This is a genomic window from Streptomyces sparsogenes subsp. cuspidosporus (assembly GCF_039532705.1).
GTDB classification, from domain to species: domain Bacteria; phylum Actinomycetota; class Actinomycetes; order Streptomycetales; family Streptomycetaceae; genus Streptomyces; species Streptomyces sparsogenes.
On sequence record NZ_BAAASD010000041.1, the window covers coordinates 71273 to 91420 of the forward strand.

Here is a 20148-nt window from a genome sequence, read left to right on the forward strand (position 1 = left end):
ACACCCTTCGGTCCGTCGGATGTCATGGATGATAAGCGTCTCCCGGGGCGCGTCAATGCCTTTGGTGCTCTTGGGACTTCCCCGCCTGCTCTTGGCGTTTCCCCGTCGCGGTCGGCCACCGGCCGGGAACGCGCTCCGGCCCGGTGCGCGGTCGGGGTGCGCACCGGGCCGGTCGGCCACGGCTCATCGCGTGTCGACGATGCCGCCGGTGACGGCGATCACCTCGCCGACCGTGTAGCTGGAGTCGGCGTCGGAAGCGAGGTAGACGTACGTCGGCGCGATCTCCTCCGGCTGGGCCGCGCGGGACGGCGGCGCCTCGCTGCCGATGTGGGCCAGGCCGTCCGGCGGCATGTGCTGGTCCGCCTCGTTGAGCGGGAACTGGACCGGATCCGGGGCCTGGTGATACCGCCGGCCTGGCGGGACGTGTGGATCTGCGCCCGGCCCCACGGACATCTGCAGGCCGTGGGCACCGACGCCGCCGGGCGCCGCCAGTATCTGTACCACCCGCGGTTCCGCGCCGAGCAGGAACAGGCCAAGCACGAGCACGTCCTGGACGTCGCGGAGGCCCTTCCCGCGATGCGGGAGGCGGTCGAGGGGCATCTGCGCGACCGCGGGCTGACCCGGCGAAGGGTTCTCGCCACCGCCGTACGCCTGCTCGACCTCGGCTTCTTCCGCATCGGCAGCGACCGCTACGCCGAACTCAACAACAGCTACGGCCTCACCACGCTGCTGCGCGAACACTCCCGCTGCCGGAGGGGCGCGGTGCTGTTCAGCTACACCGGCAAGCACGGCAAGGAGATCGTGCGGACCGTCGTGGACCCCGCCGCCTGCCGCAGCCTCACCGCCCTGCGGCGCCGACGGGGCGGCGGTAGCCGGTTGCTGGCCTACTGGGAGCGACGCGCCTGGCACGACGTGAGCGGCGCGGACGTCAACGCGTACCTCAAGGAACTGGTCGGCCTGGACATCACCGCCAAGGACTTCCACACCTGGCACGCCACCGTCATGGCCGCCGTGGCGCTGGCCGTCTCCGAGCCCGTCGCCCGCAGCGAGACCGCCCGGCGCCACGCCATCGCCCGGGCGGCGCGCGAGGTGTCCGGACACCTCGGCAACACCCCCGCCGTCTGCCGGGCCTCCTACATCAACCCGCGGGTGATCGAGCTGTACGAGGAGGGCGTCACCGTCGCCGCCGCGCTGCCGCACCTGGGCGACGAAGGCACATACGGCGTCCCCGCCACCCAGGGCCCGGCCGAACGGGCCGTACTGCGCATGCTCCGGGACGGGCGGCCACCCGAGGAGCCGTGAGAAGGCAGGCGCGGGCGGCCGGTCGGCGCTACGGCCTCGCCGATGGTGCCGTGGCGTGTTGTGTGACGAGTTCGTACGACCGCAGGCGGGCGGCCAACGCGTAGACCGGGGTGGACAGCATGAGTTCGTCCGCGCCGGTCGTCTCCGCCACCTCCGCCAGGCGCCGTACGACGGTGTCGGGGGTGCCGTGCGCCTGTTGGGCCCGGAACGCCGTCAGCGCCCGCCGCTCGTCCGCGGTGAACGGGTGTGCGGCCGCCTCCTCGGGCGAGGGGAAGGGTATGTCGCTCTGCCCCTTGAGGAGCCCGGCCTTGACGACGTCCATCGGGCCGGCCAGCCGTACCGCTTCCTCCTCGGTCTCGGCGCACACCGTCTCCACGCACACCAGCACACGCGGGCTCGCGCACCACGGGGAGGGGGAGAAGCGCGCGCGGTAGTGGTCCAGCGCCGCGAGGGTGTTGTCGGGACGGATGTGATGGGCGAAGGCGATGGGCAGGCCGAGTTCGGCGGCGAGCGCCGCGCCGGCGGTGCTGGAGGCCAGCAGCCATGGCTCCGGGAGCGGGCCGAGCGCCACCTCGTCGACCAGGAAGCGCAGCGTGGCCGCCACGTCCTCCCGGTACTCGTCGTCCGTCGTCGGTCCGGCCCCGCGCCGCAGGGCCCGGGCGGTGGACTCGTCGAAGGTGCCGGGCCCGCGGCCGATGCCCAGGTCGATGCGGTCCGGGTGCAGCGCGGCGAGGGTGCCGAACTGCTCCGCCAGCATGATGGGGGCGTGGTTGGGGGCGAGCACGCCTCCCGAGCCCAGCCGGATGGCCGAGGTGGACGCCGCGGCGTGGGCGGTCAGGACGACGGGTGGGAAGGCGCCGATGGCGGGGGAGTGGTGGTGCTCGGCGTACCAGAGCCGGAGGTAGCCGAGGGCGTCGAGACGCCGGGCGAACGCGGCGGTGTCCCGCAGGGTGTCCACGGCGCGGGTGCCGGTCTGGACCATGGCGACTTCCAGCGCGGAGAGCGGTGTCTCGATCATGCGCCGAGCATAGGAGGGCCGGACTGCGTCACGCGCCTGTTCGCCCAAGTCCGGTTCGCATGCCCCGCCCTCACGCCCCGTCATCGGCCGCGCTCCGAGTCCGGCCCGCACGCCCGGCCGCGCGCCCCGTCATCGGCGACCGGACACCCGCCGCGACGCGGCGGGCAGGCGGGCCAACAGCGGGTCGAGGACCAGGAAGGCCGCCAGCGGGATGCCGAGGAGCGGCAGGTAGTAGCCGGCCACGGCGACGGCGGCGGCCAGGGGGACCAGGGCGTACGGCGGCACCCGCCGCCACGCGCCGGGCGGGACGGGGCGGCCGAAGGCGGAGGCGCGGCCGCGCTGCCACCACATGCGGTAGCCCCACACGATCAGGAGGATCAGCCCGAGCGCGAGCGCGGCCAGGGCGATCTGGTTGACCGGGCCGAAGAGGACTCCGGTGTGGAGGTCGATGCCCCAGCGGGTCAGCTTGGCGAGCACGGGGTAGTCGGCGAACCGCTGGATGTCGGTGACCTCGCCGGTCGCCGGGTCGATGGCCACCGAGTCCTGCTTCTCCGGCCAGCTGCGCTGGATCTGGCTGACCACGTATCCGCTGCCCGGCTCGGCGGGCGGGACGATCTCCACGGGGTTGTCCAGGCCCTCGGCGCGGGCGGCCTTCAGGACGGCGTCCAGGCCGACGTCCGCGCTGTGCCGGGCCCCGCCGTCCGTACCGCCCATGTCCATCCCCGGCATGGACCCGGAGCCCATGTGGTGTCCCGCGGGTTCGCCACCGGCACCGACGGTGGCCGAGACGGTCGGGGTGGTCTGGCCCAGCGCGGCGCGCAGGTCCGTGATGTTGGCCCCGGCGTACGTGGACCAGGTCAGCCCGGTGGCGGACAGGAACAGCAGCCCCAGCGCGGCCCACAGCCCGACCGCCCCGTGCAGGGACATGGTCCGCCTGCGGCCGGTGGCGGTGCGGTCGGGCCGGGCGGCCGATCGGAGGGTGCGCCGCCCGCGGCGGTGGCCGAGCCACAGCAGCACACCGCCTAGGGTGATCAACCACAGCCAGCTGGCGGCGAGTTCGCTGTAGAGGCGGCCGACCTCCCCCAGGTGCAGATCGCGGTGGAGTTCGTCGATCCAGGTCCGCAGCGGCAGGGCGCCCGTCGAGCCGTACTGCTCCAGCGCCCCGCGCACCTCGCCGGTGTACGGGTCGACGAACACCGCCAGGGTGTGGTCGGGGTCGACTCCCTTGACACCGGAGAGCAGCACCCGGGTGGTCGCGCCGTCCTCGGGCGACGGCCGCACGGCGCTGATCTCGCCCTCGGGGTGTGCCTTCCGGGCGGCGGCCACCTGCTGGGAGATCGGCAGCTCGCGGTCCCCGGCGGGCACGCTCAGCTCATGGCGGTAGACGATCTTCTCGGCCTGGAGGGATCCGGCGTACAGCAGCCCGGTGACGGCGGCGACCAGCAGGAACGGCGCGACGAGCACGCCCGCGTAGAAGTGCAGCCGCAGGACCAGCGGCCGCAGGCCCGACCACAGGGACCCGCGGGCCCCGGCCGGAGACCCTTCGTCCGACGAACTGCCCGTGGCGGGGGCGAGGGGCGTGGGGGACATGGACGACTCCTGGCTCGGGGCGAGGTGGGCGGGCGGGCTCTGAGCCGCGCCATGTGAGTCGTCGGCCGCGCCGGCGGGTGAGTTCCGGGCGGCCTGTGTGAACTGCGCCACAGCGCACCGTGAATTCTGGAAGGAGGGTCGGCTCACCCCTGTGGCAGAAATTCGATAGAGCTTCGATAGAACGAGGTTGGAGAACGCGGCGAGGAATAAGCGGTCGCTTTGATCGCCACCGAACGGCTTCCCCTCGTTCCATGCATCGATAGGCATGCGAGATCATGCATAAAAATTTCTGGGTGATTACGCCTTGCCAGCGGGCGATCACGCGTGAATGCTGTTGCGCGGGCAAAGCTTGAAACTTTTAGGACCCCCTGTTGCGGACACGGGGGCCGTGCGGGATATTTCGCATCGGCTTTCCGGAGTTTTTGCCCGGATTCGCTGCCGGACTATTCCCCGCTGCCTCCGGGCTTGGAAGGGGCATAACCCATGCTGAAAAGCGGTAAGCCATTTCGATTACGACGGCTGTCATTGGCGGGTGACGACAGGCACCTCCTCGTCCCGCTCGACCACACCGTGTCGGACGGCCCGATCGTCCCCGCCGGCCAGTGGGACGGTCTCTTACGGGCGCTGGTGGCCGGCGGGGCCGACGGGATCATCGTCCACAAGGGACGCGCCCGCGCCTTCGCGCCGGAGATCCTGGGGAGTTGCGCCCTGGTGGTGCACCTGAGCGCCAGTACCGCCCGCGCCGCCGATGTCGACGCCAAGGTGCTGGTCGGCGATGTCGAGGAGGCGCTGCGGCTCGGGGCGGACGCGGTCAGCGTCCATGTGAACATCGGCTCGGACACCGAGGCGCGGCAGCTCGCCGATCTGGGCGCGGTGGCCCGCTCCTGCGACACCTGGGGTATGCCGCTGATCGCGATGGTCTACCCCCGGGGCCCCCGCATCGAGAACCCGCGCGACCCCGGCCTCCTCGCCCATCTGGTCAACGTGGCCGCGGACCTGGGCGCCGACATGGTGAAGACCTCGGTCGCCCTGCCCCTCGACCGGATGGCCGAGGTGGTGGCCAACAGCCCCATCCCCGTCCTGGCGGCCGGCGGCCCACCGGACGGCTCCGACCTCGTCGAGTACGGCACCGCCGTGATGGCGTCCGGCTGCCGGGGGCTGGCCATCGGCCGCCGGATCTTCTCGGACCCCGCACCGGCCTCGCTGGTGTCCCGGCTCTCCGCGGTCGTGCACGGCGGCAGGGGTGACGGCCACCGGGGGCCGGCGGCGCGTCCCGACGGAACGACCGACGACATGGCTCAGTACTCGACGATCGTGGCAGGTGTCGCATGAGATTCGCATGGATCGACCTCCGTGAGGTCCCCCGGCCGCAGCTCCAGGCGGTGGTGGACGCTGCCGTCCACACCCGGATGGCCGGGGTGGTGGCCACCGACGCCGAGCTGCTCCGGACGCTGCCCCCGACCATCACCCGGGTGCTGGCCACCGCGGCCCCGGCCACGGCCACCGCGAAGAAACCCGGCGACGCGGAGCCCGGCGCCAAGGGGCAGAAGGAGACGAAGCCCCCGGCCGGATCCGGGATCGACGTCCTGCTGCGGAGGTTCACCACCCAGGGCGAGCTGGACGCCCTCGCCGCGGACCACCGCGCCACCGGCGGCACGCCCGCCGCCGGTGTCATCGACGTCCAGGACGACCGCACCCTGAAGCTGTCGTGCGCGGGCGCCATGGCCCTGCCGTACACCGTCATCCACTTCGCCGACCCGACCAAGATCCCGCTGGAGATCGTGCTCGCCGCGGCCGAGTCCGCCGACGGGAAGCTGGTGACCGCCGTCGCCGACCTGGAGGAGGCGGCCATCGTCTTCGACGTGCTGGAGCGCGGCTCGGACGGCATCCTGTACGGGCCCCACGGCGCCGACGAGGTCTTCGCGCTGGCCCGGCTGCTGGAGGCCACCACTCCGCAGCTGGAGCTGACCACGCTCACCGTGGAGGGCATCCGCCACGTCGGGCTCGGCGACCGGGTCTGTGTGGACACCTGCTCCCACTTCGACGAGGACGAGGGCATCCTCGTCGGCTCCTACTCCTCCGGGTTCGTACTCTGTTGCAGCGAGACCCACCCGCTGCCGTACATGCCCACCCGGCCGTTCCGGGTCAACGCCGGCGCCCTGCACTCGTACACCCTCGGACCCGACAACCGCACCAACTACCTCAGCGAGGTGGGCTCCGGCAGCACTCTGCTCGCGGTCGGCGCCGACGGCCGCACCCGGCGGGTCGTGGTCGGCCGGGCCAAGCTCGAGTCCCGGCCGCTGCTGGAGATCCGCGCCCACGCCGAGGACGGGCGGCTGGTCGGCCTGACCGTGCAGGACGACTGGCACGTACGGGTGCTCGGCCCCGGCGGCAAGGTCCTCAACGTCACCGAGCTGCGGACGGGCGACGAACTGCTCGGCTATCTCGCCAAGGACCAGCGCCATGTGGGCCTGCCGATCGGCGAGTTCTGCAAGGAGACGTGATGGCGGGCTTGGCGGACGACTTATCGGGCTCCCTGTCGGGCGGCTCGTCGGGCGGCTCGGAGGGCGGCTTGTCGGGCGGCTCGCCGGGAGGCGCCGCGGACGGCTTCTCCGGCAAGGCCGTGGACACCGGGATGGGCGCCCTCATCCAGACGCTCTTCGACCGGAAGGACGACGGGCTGCCCTACCTGGCACACCAGCAGGAGATAGTCACCCGGGGCGAGCTGCGCGGGCGCGTGGCCCGGCAGGCCGAGGTGTTCGCCGGATACGGCATCGGCCCCGGCAGCACCGTGGGCCTGCGGACACCGCCCAGCTTCACCCAGGTCGAGGTGGCGCTCGCGCTCTGGCGGCTCGGCGCCCAGGTGATGCTCTTCGACTTCCGGCTCAAACCGGCCGAGGTGGAGGCGCTCTGCGCCACCTGCCGACCGCGGTTCATGGTCCGGGCCGGCTCCAACGCCCGCGCCGCCTTCGGCTTCCGGCCCGAGTACGAGGTGGTCACCGAATGCCGCGCGACCGGCAGGCCGGCCACCACCGGGCACGGGCTGCTCCAGTTCAGCTCCGGCTCCACCGGGCGGCCCAAGGTGGTCGGCAGGACCGTCCGGTCGCTGGCCGCCGAGGTGGAGCGGTTCGCGGCCATCCCCGGTATGCCGGGCGAGGGCGACCGGCTGCTGCTGCTCAGTTCCACCATGCACAGCTTCGGCCTGATCGGCGGGCTGCTGCACTCGCTGGCGGCCGGCGTGTGCGTGGTGTTCACCCCCCGTGTCACCGCCCGCGACATCCTGCGCAGCGCGGTGGACCACCGGATCGCCGCCCTGTTCGGGGTGCCCATGCACTACGAACTGCTCGCCGCCGCCCCCGATCCCCCCCAACTCCCCGGGCTGCGCGTCGCGGTGTCGGGCGGCGAGATGATGCCCCCCGAGGTCGCCGCGCGGTTCGCAGAGCGCTACGGCGTGCCGGTCGGCGAGTCGTACGGGACCACGGAGACCGGCGTGGTCGCCATGGACGTCCGCGGCGCGCTGCGGCCGTCGGTCGGCCGGCCGGCGCCCGGGGTGGTGGTACGGGAGCACAAGGGCGAACTGGACGTCGCGCTGGAGGAGTCGCCGTACCTGTTCGGCTCGGGCGGCGCCCAGTACGCGGACGGCTGGCTGCACACCCGGGACCGGGCCACCGTGGACGACACCGGCGCCGTCCGGCTGCACGGCCGCGCCGACTCGCTCGTGGTGATCGGCGGCCTCAAGGTGGATCTCACCGAGGTGGAGCACGTGCTCCGCCGGCACCCGGCGGTCGATCAGGCGGTCCTGGTGCACGAGGGGGTGACCGAGGCGTATGTCGCGGTGGCCGCCGGGGAGGAGCGCCCGTCCGCCGAGGAACTGCTGCGCTGGTGCCGGGAGCGGCTGGCCGACTACAAGCTGCCGAAGGTGATCCGGCTGCTGGAGTCCCTGCCCCGTACCTCCAACGGAAAGCTGGTGCGCCAGGCGGCGACGCTCCAGGCGGCCGCGGCGGGCGCCTAGACAGAACCCACTCGCACGACTCTTTCGATTCTTTCGACCTGGAGATGTTGACCATGAGCACATCGGCCACCCTGGAAGACGAGATCCGCGAGTTCGTCCTGGCCACGGTCATCGACGAGATGAACGTCCTGATGAGCCGCGACGGCATCACGGACGAGAGCCCGGTGACCGTCGGCGGTCTGGAACTGGACTCACTCAGCCTGATCGAGCTCACCCTGCGGCTGGAGACGCGGTTCGGCGTGGAGATCCCGGACGCCGACATCGAGCCCCTGGCCTCCCTGCCCCTCGGCGGACTCGTCGCCGAGGTCGTCCGGCGTGGTGCCAAGGCATGAGCGCCGCAGCGGGCGGAGACACGAGCGACCGGGTCCTCGCGCCTCCCCCCATCACCACCGACACCGTCCGGGACCTGCTGTCGGACCCCAAGATCTTCCCGGGGGTGTCCGCCGACCTCGACGAGGATGCCGAACTGGTCCTGGACTCGCTCGGGCTGGTGTGGCTGCTGCACCTGGTGGAGGAGCGGCACGGCCTGGTCGTCGAGCCCACCGACGGGGACATCACCGATCTGACCTCCCTCCGCCGGCTGACCGCGTATCTGCGCGCCACCCAGGCGGACAGGGCCGAGAAGGCGGAGAGGACGGAGAGGACGGAGAGGACGGAGAGGACGGCGAGCGCGGAGGGGGCCGAGAGGGCCGAGAAGGCGGCGAGCGCGGAGGGGGCCGGTCGCGATGAGCGGTGAGGTGGCCGTGACCGGATTCGGTGTGCGCACCGCGTTCGGCACGGGCGCCGAGGCCCTCCGGCGCGGGGTGTTCGGCGGCATCCCCTCCTTCGCGGCCACCACCAGGTTCGACACCGCCCCGTACCGTACGCCGATGGCGGGCGCCGCCCCGGACGGGCCCGACGCGGTCGAGGACTGGGCGCTGCGTCACGCGCTCGCCCAGTGCGGGGCGGAGGCCCGCGACATGGCCGGCCTCCGCCCGGGCGCGGAGGCGGCGGTCCTGCTCGGCGTCGCCGGGGACAGCACCAGCGTCACCCGCTACTGGCGCGCCGCGGACCGGCACGGCGGGGACCGGCATGGCGGGGCACAGGGGGCCGGGCGGGTCGCCGACGCCGTCCCCGCGCGGCTCGCCGAGCTGTTCGCCACGCGGCTGGGGCTGGCCGGGCCGCGGCTCACCTTCACCAACGCCTGTGTGGCCTCCGCCGCCGCGATCATCCATGCCTGCCGGCTGATCTCCTCCGGCCGCACGGAGGTGGCGGTCTGCGCGGGGGGATACCTCGTGGAGGAGGAGACCTTCGGGAAGTTCGACTCGGGCCGGGCGCTGTCCCGCGACGGCATGGTGCGCCCGTTCAGCGCCGATCGCAGCGGTCTCCTGCTCGGCGACGGAGTGGCGGCCGTCGTGCTGGAGTCCGCCGGGCACGCGCGGCGCCGCGGCGCCCGGCCGCTGGCGACCGTGGTGGGCTGGGGCGCGGCCACGGACGCGTACCACATCTCCCAGCCGCACCCGGAGGGGGTGGGCCTCGCGGCCGCGGCACGGCAGGCGCTCCGGCTCGCGGGGGACCCGGACGGGGCGGCGCTCGGCTACGTCAACGCCCATGGCACCGGCACCAAGTACAACGACGGGGCCGAGACCCGCGGGCTGCGGTCCGTCCTCGGGGAGCGGGCCGACACCGTACCGGTCAGCTCCACCAAGAGCACCACGGGCCATCTGCTGGAGGCCGCGGGGGTGGTGGAGTTCGTGATCACCCTGCTGGCCCTGACGGACGGGGTGCTGCCGCCGACCGCCGGGTACACCCGGCCGGATCCGGAATGCGACCTGGACTACGTGCCCAACCGGCCGCGCCGGGCCGACCCCCGCCGCGCCCTCACCCTCAACGCCGCCTTCGGGGGCGCCAACACCGCACTCGTCCTGGAGCGTCCGCGATGACCGAGAAGACCGCGCTGCGCTCCGCCCTCGGCATCCTCGCCACCGCCACCGCCCGGCACACCCCTGCCCGGCACACCCCCGGCCGGGACGCCCCTGCCCGGCACGCCCCCGGCCGGGACGCCCCCGGCCGGGACGACGAGACGCCGCTGCCGAGGCTGCCCGGCTTCGTGGAGTCGTCCTTCAGCCCGCTGGCGTACGAGGTCGGCAGCCGGTGCCTGACCCGACAGCCGGGGGACGGCTCGCGCACCGCCGTGGCGCTGGCCAGCCTGATGGGCGACACCACCACCGCGGATCTGGCCAGCCGGCGCGTGATCTCCGGGCAGGTCCACAACCCGCTGCTGTTCATGCAGGCCACCGCCAACTCCATCCTGGGCTATCTGAGCCGGGAGTTCGGGATCACCGGGCAGACGTTCAGCCTCTCCACCCTCGACGACCCCCTGGCCGAGCTGCTGGCCATGGCGGATCTGCTGCTCGAGGACCCGGACCTGGACCGCGTCCTGGTGCTGGGCGTGGAACTGGGCGCCCAGCCGGGTGGGGAGTCGGGGGGTGACCCGGGCGGGGACTCCGGCGGCGGGCGTGGCGGGGCTGCGACCCCCCGGGACAGGGTGGCCGCCGCGTACCGGGAACTGGCCGCCGACAGCGGCCGCCCGACGCCGCCCCCCTCGGCACACGCCGACCTGGCGGCGGCAGTGCTGCTCGGCCGCGCCGACACCGGCGCACCGGTGTCCGTGCGCCCGGCCGAGCCCCACGCCGCCGACGCCACCGCGGCGCTCGGCCATCCCGGCAGCCTCCAAGGCCTGTTCGACCTGGTCACCGCCCACCGGCGGCTGCTGCGCGACGGCGGCGGCCACCGCCTGGTGACGGACCCGGCGGCGCGGCGCGGCCCCACCGCGTTCCTCCTCACCGCCGACACGAAAGCTCCCATGCCGAACGCCCCCGCCGGAAGAAACGAGACCAGGACCCATGCTCATCAGTAGGCAGGAGCGGGCTCGGATCTGCTCCGACACCGAACTCGGCGCCGGCAATGTGCTGCACCGTCTGAAGGCGTACGGCCGCCCGCTCGACGAGCCCGTGCTGTGGACGGACGGAAGCTGGCGGGCGCCGGACGGCAGCCGCCCGGAGGTGCTGACGCTCGGCCAATTGCACGAGGCGGTCGAGACCTACGCGGGCTGGTACGCCGCCCATGGCGTGCGTCCCCGCGACCCGGTCGCCATTCACTCCCACTCCAGTGCCGAGTTCGCGGTGAACTTCCTGGCGCTGACGGCCCTCGGCGCCATCCCGTCCTTCGTCAACGGCAATCTGAGCCCCGAGGTCGCCCGCGCGTATGTGCGCCGGCAGGGTGTGGTGGGCGCCTTCACCGACCGGGAGCACCATGCCGTGCTGTCGGACGCGGGCCTCGCCTTCCGCGTGACCGCCGACGACATCCGGCCGGCCCATCGCGCGCTGCTGCCGCCGTCCTACCCGTACCGGCACCACCCCACCGACCCGGTGATCATCTCTCACTCCTCCGGCACCACCGGTACGCCCAAGGGCGTGCCGCACACCCACCGGTCGCTGATGTACGCCCAGGTGCACCGGCTCCGCTACTCCACCGGGGCCGACATGGAGCGCACCCTCGTGGGGCTCCCGGGCGCGCACAACGCCGCGGTGGCGACGCTGCTGTACTGCCTGCTGCTGCGCGCGCACATCAAGCTGCTGTCCAGCCGGCGCGGCACCGATGTGCTGGACGCCATCGAGGAGTTCCGGCCGACCACGGTGCTGGCCTTCGCCGGGACCTTCGGCGAGATGGCCGCGCAGGACCTCTCGGCCCGTGACCTGTCCAGCGTGCAGGTGTGGTTCAACACCGGCGACGCGGCACACGAGGCACACATCAGGGCCCTGGTGCGGCACGGCGGCCACGAGCGGATCGGCCGGGATCTGCGCCGTACCCGGGTCGAGGGTTCGGTCTTCGTGGACGGGCTCGGCTCGTCGGAGACCGGCTACTCGGTCTTCCACAACCGGCACACCAAGGACACCTCGAGCTACTCCCGCTGCGTCGGCAAGCCGATCAGCTTCGCCGAGGCCGCCGTGCTCGCCGAGGACGGCACCCCGCTGCCGCCCGGGGAGGTCGGCCGCCTGGGGCTCAAGTCGCCGACCCTCACCCCCGGGTACTGGAACGACTCGCTGACCTTCCACCGGATGCGGCTGGGCGGCTACTGGCTCACCGGGGACCTCGCCTACCGGGACGAGGAGGGCAACTTCTACCACCTCGATCGCGCGCCGGACGCCATCCGTACCCGCGACGGGATCCTGTTCAGCACCCGCGCCGAGGAGCTGCTGCTGCGGGAGCTGCCCGAGCTGGCCGACTGCACCGTCATCGGGGCCGCCCCGGAGGGGGTCCGGGCGGACTGGGACGGCGACGGAGAAGCCGAGGCCTACGCGCTCCTTCAGCTCGCGAACGACAGCGGCGACAGCGGCGAGGGGGGCGAGGGCGGCGCGGGGGGCGAGGGCGGCGAGGGCTTCGACCGGGTGTGGACCGACCGGGTCAACGCCGCCCTCGCCGGCGCGGGGTTCCCCCCGGTGGCCCGGGCCCTGCGGATGAGACCCGACGACGTGTCCAAGGGCGCCACCGGAAAGGTCCTCAAACGAGTGATGCGCGACAGGTTCGCCGCCAAGGAGCACGCATGAGCACGGCAACGAGTGACGACGGGGTCAACCACCGCGCCCGGACCCTGGAGGCGTACCGGCTGTGGTGGCAGCACGACGCCCACTGGTACCAGGGCGTGGCCGGGCGGTTCGGACAGCGGGTCGCCAACGAGATCAACGCCGAGGCGATGCGCAAGGTCGCCCTCAAGGTCGGGCAGCAGGTCGCCCGCCGGTGCGGCGCCCTCCCCGCCGGCGGGGAGGGCGGCAAGGACCTGGAGGAGCTGCGCCGCCGGTACGACGAGTGCGGCGACCGGATGTTCCCGCAGGAGTTGCGCAACGCCTCCACCGAGGTGGCGGGTGAGGATCTGATCGTGCTCACGCTGCGGCGGAACTTCGCCATCACCATGGTGCGGATGGCCGGTTCGCTGGAGGGCTACCGGTGCCCGTGCACCGACGTCCACGCGGGCTGGTCCGAAGGGCTCGGCGTGACCCTGGCGGAGAACCGGGCCACGAGCTGTCTGCGCGAGGGCGACAAGGAGTGCCGCCTGCTGATGCGGGTGCGCACCCCCGCATCCCCCGGTGGGGAGGGCTGAGCCGTGCGGGTACTCGTCACCGGGGCCACCGGAGTGGTCGGACGCCCGCTGGTGGGCGCGTTGCGGGCGCGGGGCCACCAGGTGAGCGCGCTGGTGCGGGAGGAGTCCCGGGCGAAGGCCCCGGACGCCGACGCGGTCGTGGTCGCCGACGCCCTGGACCGCCAGGGCCTGCTGTCCGCGGTGGCGGCTGTCCGGCCCGAGGCGGTCGTCCACCAGATGACGGCGCTGCGGCTGCTGCGCGACGACCCCGCGGCGGCCTTCGCGCGGACCGCCCGGCTGCGCGCCGAGGGCACCGCCGGCCTGGTCGAGGCGGCCCGCGAGGCCGGGGCGCGGCGGCTGGTCGCGCAGAGCATCGCCTTCGCCGCGGCCCCGGCCGGGGGGCCGGTCCTCGACGAGGAGGCGCCGCTGTACGTGGACGCCCCGGACCCCGGCTGGGCCGCCACCGTACGGGCCGTCGCCGAGCTGGAGCGGCTGGTGCTGGGCGGCCCGGGGCCGGCGGGCGCGGGGCCGGCGGGGCCAGGGTCCGCGGGCCCGGGGCCGGAGGGGGTGGTGCTGCGGTACGGCACGCTTTACGGCCCCGGCACCGCGTACGCCCGTACCGGCGCGACCGGGCAGGCGGTGCTGGCCGGGCGGCTCCCGCTGCCCGAGGGCGCGGCCGGGATCACCTCGTTCCTCCACGTGGAGGATGCCGTGGGCGCGGCGGTGGCGGCCGTCGAGTCGGAGACCACCGGCGTCTTCCACGTGACGGACGACGAGCCCGCCCCGGCCGCCCAGTGGCTTCCGCACTACGCCCGGACGCTGGGCGGCCCGGCCCCGCGCACGGTCCCCGCCGCGCTCGCGCCCCGGCTGCTCGGCTGGTTCGTCGCCCATCAGCTCACCGCGGCGCGCGGGGCGGCGAACGGCCGGGCCCGTACGGCGCTGGGCTGGAGGCCGGGGCGGCCGAGCTGGCGCGACGGGCTGGGCGCGGAATGACCGGCTCCGGCACCGTGGGGGGCGCCCCGCCCCGGGCGTGACCCGCCGCTATTTCGACGAGGGTCGTACGATAGCGCTGTCCGCCGGAAAGCCGCCCCGGAAAGCCGCCCCAAGGAGTCTGTCGTGGCCCGCCCCCGAACCTCCCCCAGGACCGTGGAGCACCCCTCCGTGGAGGAGGTCTCGCTGCAGCAGCTCCTGGAGGCCCTGGTCGACCCCGTGCGGCGGGCGGTGGTGTCCCAGCTGGCCAGGGCCCGGGGCGAGATGAGCTGCGGCACGTTCGACGTGCAGGTCTCCCGGTCGACCCTGACCCACCATTTCAACGTGCTGCGGGAAGCGGGCGTGATCCGGCAGTACTACGTGGGGACGACCAAGATGAACGCGCTGCGCGTCGACGAGATGGAAGAACGCTTCCCCGGTCTGCTCTCGGCGCTGGTCGCCGCCGGCCACCTGGAGGCGGACGCGTGAACCGCCGGCCGCGGAAGCATGAACAAGTCACCCACACACACCTACTTCTTGTCGTATGTTGAACGGGTGAGTTCACACGACCAGGAGCACCGCCCTCCGATCACGCCGACCGGCAAGATAGACAGCGCGCTGGCGGTGCTGATCATCATCGGCATCGGCTACGGGGCGTTCTGGCTGGTCTCAAGCCTCGCCTCGTCCTACATAGGGCTTTTCAGGGGGCGATGACGGGGTTCCGCTGCCGGCCCGGGTCGGCGATCTCGATGACGTCGACGTGGGACGAGCCTCGCCGCACGCCGTGGTGAGCTGCTCGAACAGGGCGGCCGTGGCCGGGTGCGGGTCCTGACGCGGGGTGAGGGTGTAGAGGCCGCGGGTCGGGGGATCGACGAGGGGCACGGTGACCACATCGGCCCGCAGCGCGCGCCTCAGCACACCGGGGATCAGCGCGATGGCGTGGCCCGCCGCCACCAGGGCCAGTTTGCCGTGCAGGTCGGCGGCGGCGAGGTCGATGCGGGCGGTGATCTCGGCGCGGGCCGCCTGCCGGCGCAGCAGCGCCGCCGAGCCGTCGTTGTCCTCGACCCAGATCTCGTCGGCCAGCGCCCGCATGGCCACCGGGCCCTGCCCTGCCCGCGGGTGGCCGAGGGGCAACACGACGACCATCTCGTCCGTCCCCAGGAACCGCCGTTCGAGACGCGGATCATGGGGGAGCCCCGGTGGCGCGTCGGTGACCACGGCGACATCGAGATCACCGGCGATCACCCGGTCGTGGAGGTGCGCGCTCAGGCCCGGCAGCAGGCTCCACCGGACGGGGCCGGACCGCTCCAGCAGGCCACGGATCGCCTGCGGAACGATCCCCGCGGCCAGCGACGGCGTTGCGCCCACGGCCAGCGGTCGTACGGGCGCCCCGTCGCGGAAGTCCCGTACCGCGCGAACGGCGCGGTCGGCCTCCCTCAGCGTCGCCAGGGCGTGGCGCCGGAAGACCTCGCCGGCCGGTGTCGGCCGTACGCCGCGCGCGTGGCGCCGCACCAGCGCCACGCCGAGCTGCCGCTCCAGCCCGGCGATCTGCCGGGAGACGGCCGACTGGGTGTGGTTGAGCTCGGCGGCCGCCGCCGACAGCGACCCGAGGCGGCAGACGGTCACAAAGGTCCGCCACACAGACAGTTCCATGGCCTCAGCACCCTAGCCGGTATGCGCACGGCGCAGAGCCGGCCTGCGAAATCCGCGCTTGTCGCAGCGCTCGCCGTGCGCCACTGTGCATGCATGACCACACCGCACAACAACCCCGCCCACACCTCCGCCCACACCGCCGCCGGCCCGGAGGTGGCGGACGCCGTGCTGGAGCCGCTGCGCGCGTACATCCGCGGACACGCCACGGGCGACCCCGGACACTTCCGCGACGCGTTCCTGCCCACCGCCCACATCGAGGGGATCCGGGAGGGCGCCTTCGTCTCCTGGCCCCTGGACGAGTACTGCGCCCTCTTCCACGGCCGGCCGGCCCCCGACGAGCCGACCCGCTCCCGCCGCATCGACTCCGTCGAGGTCCATCACACCGTGGCCACCGCGACCATGACGCTCCGGCACGGCGCGGACACCTTCACCGACGTCTTCCTCCTGGCGCGGGTCGACGGCGCCTGGCGCATAGCCAACAAGGCCTACCACAAGCACGGCTAGCGGCCGCTCACCGCCAGGCTCGTCCGGACACCCCGTGGACGTTCCAGAAGCCCGGGGAGCGCATGAGCTCCGGCGCGGGTGCGCAGGGGGTGGCTCCCGTCGCGCGGATCATCAGGTTCGGCAGGTAGAGGTCCTCGGTGAAGCGATGGGTGGGCTCCTGGAGGCGGGCGCCGAGGGAGCGCAGGATGCCGACCCGTTCGGGGCCGAGGTCGCGGGTCCACATGAGCAGTTCCCTGCCGGGCAGGTGTTCCAGGGCGAAGGCGACGAGGTCGGCGAAGACGTCGTCGGTGGCGGCCTCGCAGTCGACGACGGTGGTGGGGGTGTGGGCGTCATCGGGGTCGACCGCGGACCGGTGGCCGATGAGGAAGCCCCGCATGGTGTCGTCGCCCGCCTCCAGGTGGAAGTAGCGGGCCAGCGGGTTGGCCGCCCTCCACCGGAAGTACTCCGCGTCCCGCACCGCGCGGATCCCGGAGCCGTGCGGCAGCCGGCGGACGAGGTCCGCCATCGCCTCCGCGTCCGGCGTGGACACCGCCCGCACCGCCGCCCCCGAGCGGGCGCCGCGCACCGCGGGCAGCTCGGGCCAGGGGCGTCGTTCGAACAGGGCCTCCTCGCGCTCGACGACCGCCTGGCCCCAGGGGCCGATCTGCGTCCACCCGGCCATGAGCATCGCCGGCGCGGCGCCCTGGTCGCCGAAGTCCAGCAGCCAGGGCACCCCGTCGGCCGCCAGCCGCTTCACCACCTCGTCGATCATGGCCAGGAAGAGCGGCCCCCCGCGGTGTTCCGGCGCGACGATGGTGTCGGTGAGGCACGGGAGCGCGTAGGTGCGGCCCTCGTGTTCCCAGTGGGAGCCGAACACACCGACCATGCCGACGACGCGGCCACCTCCGCGGGCGACCACGACATAACGGTGGTCCAGATGCGGATTGTCGCGGTACTTCCAGTGGAAGTACCGGGTGTCCCCCTCCGTGCCGCCACGCCACAGCGAGTCCTGGAACGCCACCGCGTCCGCCAGGTCCTCGGCCCGGTAGGCGTCGATGGTGATGCCGGGCACCCCGGCGACCTGCTCAACCGTCATGGCTGACCGCCCCTTCCCGCGCGGCGAAACGCCCCTGAAGGGCTCGTATGTCGATCTTTCCGTTCGGGCTGACGGGCATCGGATCGACCTCCGCCCAGGCGGCCGGGAGCATGTAGGACGGCAGCGCGCGGGACAGCGCCTCCTGGAGCTCGACCGGGGTCAGGACGGTGCCGGGGGTGAGGGAGTACGCGGCGCAGATGCGCGGCCGGCCGGTCTCGTCCGGCACGGCGACGGTCACCCCCGCGGCCACTCCCGGGAGCGCGTTGAGCGCGGTCATGATCTCGTCGAGTTCGATCCGGTAGCCGTTGACCTTGACCTGCCGGTCGGCGCGGCCGTGGAAGTGGAAGACGCCGTGCTCGTCCTGGGAGCCGAGGTCGCCGGTCCGGTAGGCCCGGTGTCCCGACCCGGGCGGGAATTCCACGAAGGCGGACGCGGTCCGCTCGGGGTCGTTCCAGTACCCGGGGCCCACCCCGGCCCCGCCGATGACGATCTCGCCGACGGCCCCCTGGGGCAGCGGGGTGAGGTCCTTGTCGACGATGGTGACCGACTCCCCGGGGATGACCACCCCGATGGGCAGGGGCTCGTCCTCGGACGGCGCGGCGTCGAGCGTGTGGTAGGTGCTCGCGATCGCCGTCTCCGTGGTGCCGTACACCCCGGTGAGCCGCACCTGCGGCAGCCGCCGCCTCCAGTGCAGGGCGTCGTGGGGCGGGAACACCTCCCCGCCCCACACCACGCGCCGCAGGTCCGGCAGGGGCCGCGCCGCCAGTACGTCGTACCGCGCCATGGCCGACAAAACCGACGGCACGGTGTTCCAGTGCGTGATCCGGGAGTCCCGCAGGAAGTCGGCCAGGGTCGAGGGGAGGAGCCCGGCCGCCGGGGGCACCAGGTGGAGCCCGGCCCCGCAGCTCAGCGCGCCGTAGACGTCCCACAGGGTGAAGTCGAAGTGCAGTTGCAGATGGCAGGCCACCCTGTCGTCGGAGGACATGCCGAAGTGTCCGTTCGCCCACCGCACGAAGTGGGCGATCGACCGGTGGGTGAGCGACACCCCTTTCGGCTCTCCCGAGGACCCCGAGGTGAACAGGATGTAGGCGAGCGCGGAGTCGTCCGCCCCGGGGTCCAGGGGAGCGGGGGAGGCGGAGGCCACCGCCGCCGCGTCCACCACCGGGCGGTGCGCCGGGCCCGCGGACTCGCCCCCGGGGAGACACAGCCCCGTCACGACCTCGGAGGCCACCTTGTCCAGCAGGCCCGGGAGCAGGTCCGTCCCCACGTCGTCGGCCAGGAGCCAGCAGGGGCCGATGCGCCGGACGATCATGAGCAGCCGTTCGACCGGCGACGCCGTGTCCATGGGGACACACACGCCACCGGCCTTGAGCACACCGAGCACATAGGTGATGGTGCGGGCGCTCTTCGGCGACAGCAGCGCGACCCGCTCTCCCGGGCGGAAGCCGTGGGCGCGCAGCGCCTGGGCCAGCCGGTTGGACCGCTCCTCGAGCTCGAGATAGGTGAGGCGTTCGTCCGCGGAGACGACGGCCACCGACCCCGGGGTCTCGGCGGCCTGGGAACTGACCATGCGCTCCAGGCGACTCATGGGGCTTCCTTCCTGCTCACGAGGTGTGGGGACGCGCCGGCAGGAGCCACAACCTAACGACGTTCCGGGAATTCCCGGGTAACTGCCCGGGCATCGCCGCCGATTCGGCCGGGATCACCGCGATTCCCCGGCGATTCCCCGGGTGTCGCTAGCGTCATCCCCCGTGCTGAGCCGAATTCCTCCCTGACCCACCGACCCAAGGAGTGAGGCATGGAACAGCCGGCCCACGTCCGCCCGGAAACCCGGAGCGCGCCCCCGCCACCCGGAGCCGGCCCCACGGCGCGCGAGACCGTGGTCCACGGGAGCTTCCGCGCGACACCGTCCGACCCCCACGTCGCCGCCCGGGAGGTACTGCTGGGCAACGGCCTGCGGCTGCCCGGCACGGACACCACCCCGGCCCCGGACACCACCCCGGCCCCGGACGCCTCGCCGGCCCCGGGAAACGGCCCCGCCGGGAGCGACGGCCTGCACCGGGAGGTCACCGAGCAGCTGTGGCACCGGGGCCTGGCCGCCATCCAGCTGGACGAGCCACTGCCGCAGGACCGGTTCCTCGCCCTCGGCGCCTTCCTGGGCACGGCCACCCCGGAGACGGACCCGGCGGTGCGGCCGTACGTGGAGGACGGCGTCGTGCTCAACCTCCGCAGCGAACACGCGCCCACCCAGGACGTGTCGCTGCAGCCCTTCGCCAGGAACTCCCTCTCCCTCCACTCGGAGAGCAGCGGCGCCGCCCCCGCCGGACAACCCCGGTACATCGTGCTGATGTGCGTCGACCCCGGGGACGACGCACACCACGCGAACACGGTGCTCGTCCCCATGCGAGACGTGGCGCGCCGGCTGTCCCCCGGCGCCCTCGACCTGCTCTCGCGCACCCGCTACCGCGACAGCTCCGAGGCCCCGCCGGTCGCGCGCCGCGTCGACGGCCACTGGGTGTTCTCCTTCCGGGACTTCCTCGACCAGGAGCTCCGGTGGACGCACACCGGACCCGCCGGCGACGCCGAGACGGTCAACGGGGCGCTGCGCGAGCTGCTGACCGCCATGTACGAGCCCGGGCCCGCCACGGGCGTGCGGTGGCGCCGGGGACTGCTCGTCGTCATCGACAACACGTACTACTTCCACGGCAGGACCGCGGGCTCCGCGACACCCCCGCGCCGGCAGCGGCACCTCAAGCGGCTCCGCATCCGCTAGGGCTGTCGTCAAAGGGGGCGCCCTGCTCCCGACGCCGCAGTGACATCAGCCGCTGCGGCGGCGGGCGGCACCTCGCTGCGTTGTCGCAACGCCCGAGTACGCCCAGTACGAGGGCGATGCTCCGCCTTGCGAG

The 20148-nt window shown here is 73.5% G+C and carries 19 protein-coding genes and 1 pseudogene; 14 read left to right on the plus strand and 6 right to left on the minus strand.

The window, feature by feature from the left end:
* Window positions 1-183: 183 nt before the first annotated feature.
* Window positions 184-351 (minus strand): SDR family oxidoreductase, encoded by a 168-nt coding sequence (locus ABFY07_RS33925; protein ID WP_346178169.1) that lies wholly within the window; start codon window positions 349-351, stop codon window positions 184-186.
* On the opposite strand from ABFY07_RS33925, the gene ABFY07_RS33930 reads away from it, so the two are divergent.
* Window positions 328-1302: a DNA topoisomerase IB gene (locus ABFY07_RS33930; protein WP_346178170.1), complete on the plus strand. Its 975-nt coding sequence runs from the start codon at window positions 328-330 to the stop codon at window positions 1300-1302. The genes ABFY07_RS33925 and ABFY07_RS33930 overlap by 24 nt on opposite strands.
* 28 nt (window positions 1303-1330) lie before the next feature.
* Here the strand turns inward: ABFY07_RS33930 and ABFY07_RS33935 are convergent, their stop codons facing one another.
* Together ABFY07_RS33935 and ABFY07_RS33940 are read right to left on the minus strand one after the other, a co-directional pair.
* Entirely contained in the window at window positions 1331-2320 is a 990-nt protein-coding gene (locus ABFY07_RS33935; RefSeq protein ID WP_346178171.1) for an LLM class flavin-dependent oxidoreductase, read from the minus strand.
* A gap of 129 nt (window positions 2321-2449) precedes the next feature.
* On the minus strand, window positions 2450-3910 hold the full coding sequence (locus ABFY07_RS33940; RefSeq protein WP_346178172.1) for a PepSY-associated TM helix domain-containing protein: 1461 nt from the start codon (window positions 3908-3910) through the stop codon (window positions 2450-2452).
* Between the two features lie 483 nt (window positions 3911-4393).
* Between ABFY07_RS33940 and ABFY07_RS33945 the strand changes: the two genes are divergently transcribed.
* The 11 genes from ABFY07_RS33945 (at window position 4394) to ABFY07_RS33995 (ending at window position 14499) form a co-directional block, all read left to right on the plus strand.
* Complete coding sequence (locus ABFY07_RS33945) at window positions 4394-5242, plus strand: 2-amino-3,7-dideoxy-D-threo-hept-6-ulosonate synthase (RefSeq protein WP_346178173.1); 849 nt, start codon at window positions 4394-4396, stop codon at window positions 5240-5242.
* Window positions 5239-6414 (plus strand): 3-dehydroquinate synthase II family protein, encoded by a 1176-nt coding sequence (locus ABFY07_RS33950; protein WP_346178174.1) that lies wholly within the window; start codon window positions 5239-5241, stop codon window positions 6412-6414. The genes ABFY07_RS33945 and ABFY07_RS33950 overlap by 4 nt, the downstream gene beginning before the upstream one ends.
* 131 nt (window positions 6415-6545) lie before the next feature.
* On the plus strand, window positions 6546-7922 hold the full coding sequence (locus tag ABFY07_RS33955; RefSeq protein WP_346178189.1) for a class I adenylate-forming enzyme family protein: 1377 nt from the start codon (window positions 6546-6548) through the stop codon (window positions 7920-7922).
* Between the two features lie 44 nt (window positions 7923-7966).
* Entirely contained in the window at window positions 7967-8254 is a 288-nt protein-coding gene (locus tag ABFY07_RS33960) for an acyl carrier protein (protein WP_346178175.1), read from the plus strand.
* The gene (locus tag ABFY07_RS33965) at window positions 8251-8658 is read left to right on the plus strand and encodes an acyl carrier protein (RefSeq protein WP_346178176.1); all 408 of its coding nucleotides are present in this window, start codon (window positions 8251-8253) and stop codon (window positions 8656-8658) included. The genes ABFY07_RS33960 and ABFY07_RS33965 overlap by 4 nt, the downstream gene beginning before the upstream one ends.
* Window positions 8648-9844 carry a beta-ketoacyl-[acyl-carrier-protein] synthase family protein gene (locus ABFY07_RS33970; protein ID WP_346178177.1) on the plus strand — a complete coding sequence of 399 codons (1197 nt, stop codon included), beginning with the start codon at window positions 8648-8650 and terminating at the stop codon, window positions 9842-9844. Before ABFY07_RS33965 ends, ABFY07_RS33970 begins: the two co-directional genes overlap by 11 nt.
* Window positions 9841-10821 (plus strand): hypothetical protein, encoded by a 981-nt coding sequence (locus ABFY07_RS33975; RefSeq protein WP_346178178.1) that lies wholly within the window; start codon window positions 9841-9843, stop codon window positions 10819-10821. The genes ABFY07_RS33970 and ABFY07_RS33975 overlap by 4 nt, the downstream gene beginning before the upstream one ends.
* Window positions 10808-12511 (plus strand): class I adenylate-forming enzyme family protein, encoded by a 1704-nt coding sequence (locus ABFY07_RS33980; RefSeq protein ID WP_346178179.1) that lies wholly within the window; start codon window positions 10808-10810, stop codon window positions 12509-12511. The genes ABFY07_RS33975 and ABFY07_RS33980 overlap by 14 nt, the downstream gene beginning before the upstream one ends.
* Window positions 12508-13062, plus strand: coding sequence for a hypothetical protein (locus ABFY07_RS33985; protein ID WP_346178180.1), 555 nt, complete (start codon window positions 12508-12510; stop codon window positions 13060-13062). Before ABFY07_RS33980 ends, ABFY07_RS33985 begins: the two co-directional genes overlap by 4 nt.
* 3 nt (window positions 13063-13065) lie before the next feature.
* A complete protein-coding gene (locus tag ABFY07_RS33990; protein WP_346178181.1) occupies window positions 13066-14034 on the plus strand; it encodes an NAD-dependent epimerase/dehydratase family protein in 969 nt (322 codons plus the stop codon).
* A gap of 123 nt (window positions 14035-14157) precedes the next feature.
* The gene (locus ABFY07_RS33995) at window positions 14158-14499 is read left to right on the plus strand and encodes an ArsR/SmtB family transcription factor (protein WP_346178182.1); all 342 of its coding nucleotides are present in this window, start codon (window positions 14158-14160) and stop codon (window positions 14497-14499) included.
* A 180-nt stretch (window positions 14500-14679) separates the two neighbouring features.
* On the opposite strand, the gene ABFY07_RS34000 is transcribed toward ABFY07_RS33995, so the two are convergent.
* Window positions 14680-15663 (minus strand): LysR family transcriptional regulator, encoded by a 984-nt coding sequence (locus ABFY07_RS34000; protein ID WP_346178183.1) that lies wholly within the window; start codon window positions 15661-15663, stop codon window positions 14680-14682.
* 153 nt (window positions 15664-15816) lie between these two features.
* Here ABFY07_RS34000 and ABFY07_RS34005 point away from each other — a divergent pair.
* Window positions 15817-16167 (plus strand): annotated as a pseudogene (locus ABFY07_RS34005) (nuclear transport factor 2 family protein); the annotation flags it as partial.
* Window positions 16168-16174: 7 nt separating this feature from the next.
* On the opposite strand, the gene ABFY07_RS34010 reads toward ABFY07_RS34005, so the two are convergent.
* Together ABFY07_RS34010 and ABFY07_RS34015 are read right to left on the minus strand one after the other, a co-directional pair.
* The gene (locus ABFY07_RS34010) at window positions 16175-17242 is read right to left on the minus strand and encodes a GNAT family N-acetyltransferase (protein ID WP_346178184.1); all 1068 of its coding nucleotides are present in this window, start codon (window positions 17240-17242) and stop codon (window positions 16175-16177) included.
* A complete protein-coding gene (locus tag ABFY07_RS34015; RefSeq protein ID WP_346178185.1) occupies window positions 17232-18830 on the minus strand; it encodes an amino acid adenylation domain-containing protein in 1599 nt (532 codons plus the stop codon). Before ABFY07_RS34015 ends, ABFY07_RS34010 begins: the two co-directional genes overlap by 11 nt.
* A gap of 210 nt (window positions 18831-19040) precedes the next feature.
* Between ABFY07_RS34015 and ABFY07_RS34020 the strand changes: the two genes are divergently transcribed.
* Entirely contained in the window at window positions 19041-20015 is a 975-nt protein-coding gene (locus ABFY07_RS34020; RefSeq protein WP_346178186.1) for a TauD/TfdA family dioxygenase, read from the plus strand.
* The last annotated feature ends 133 nt before the right edge of the window (window positions 20016-20148 follow it).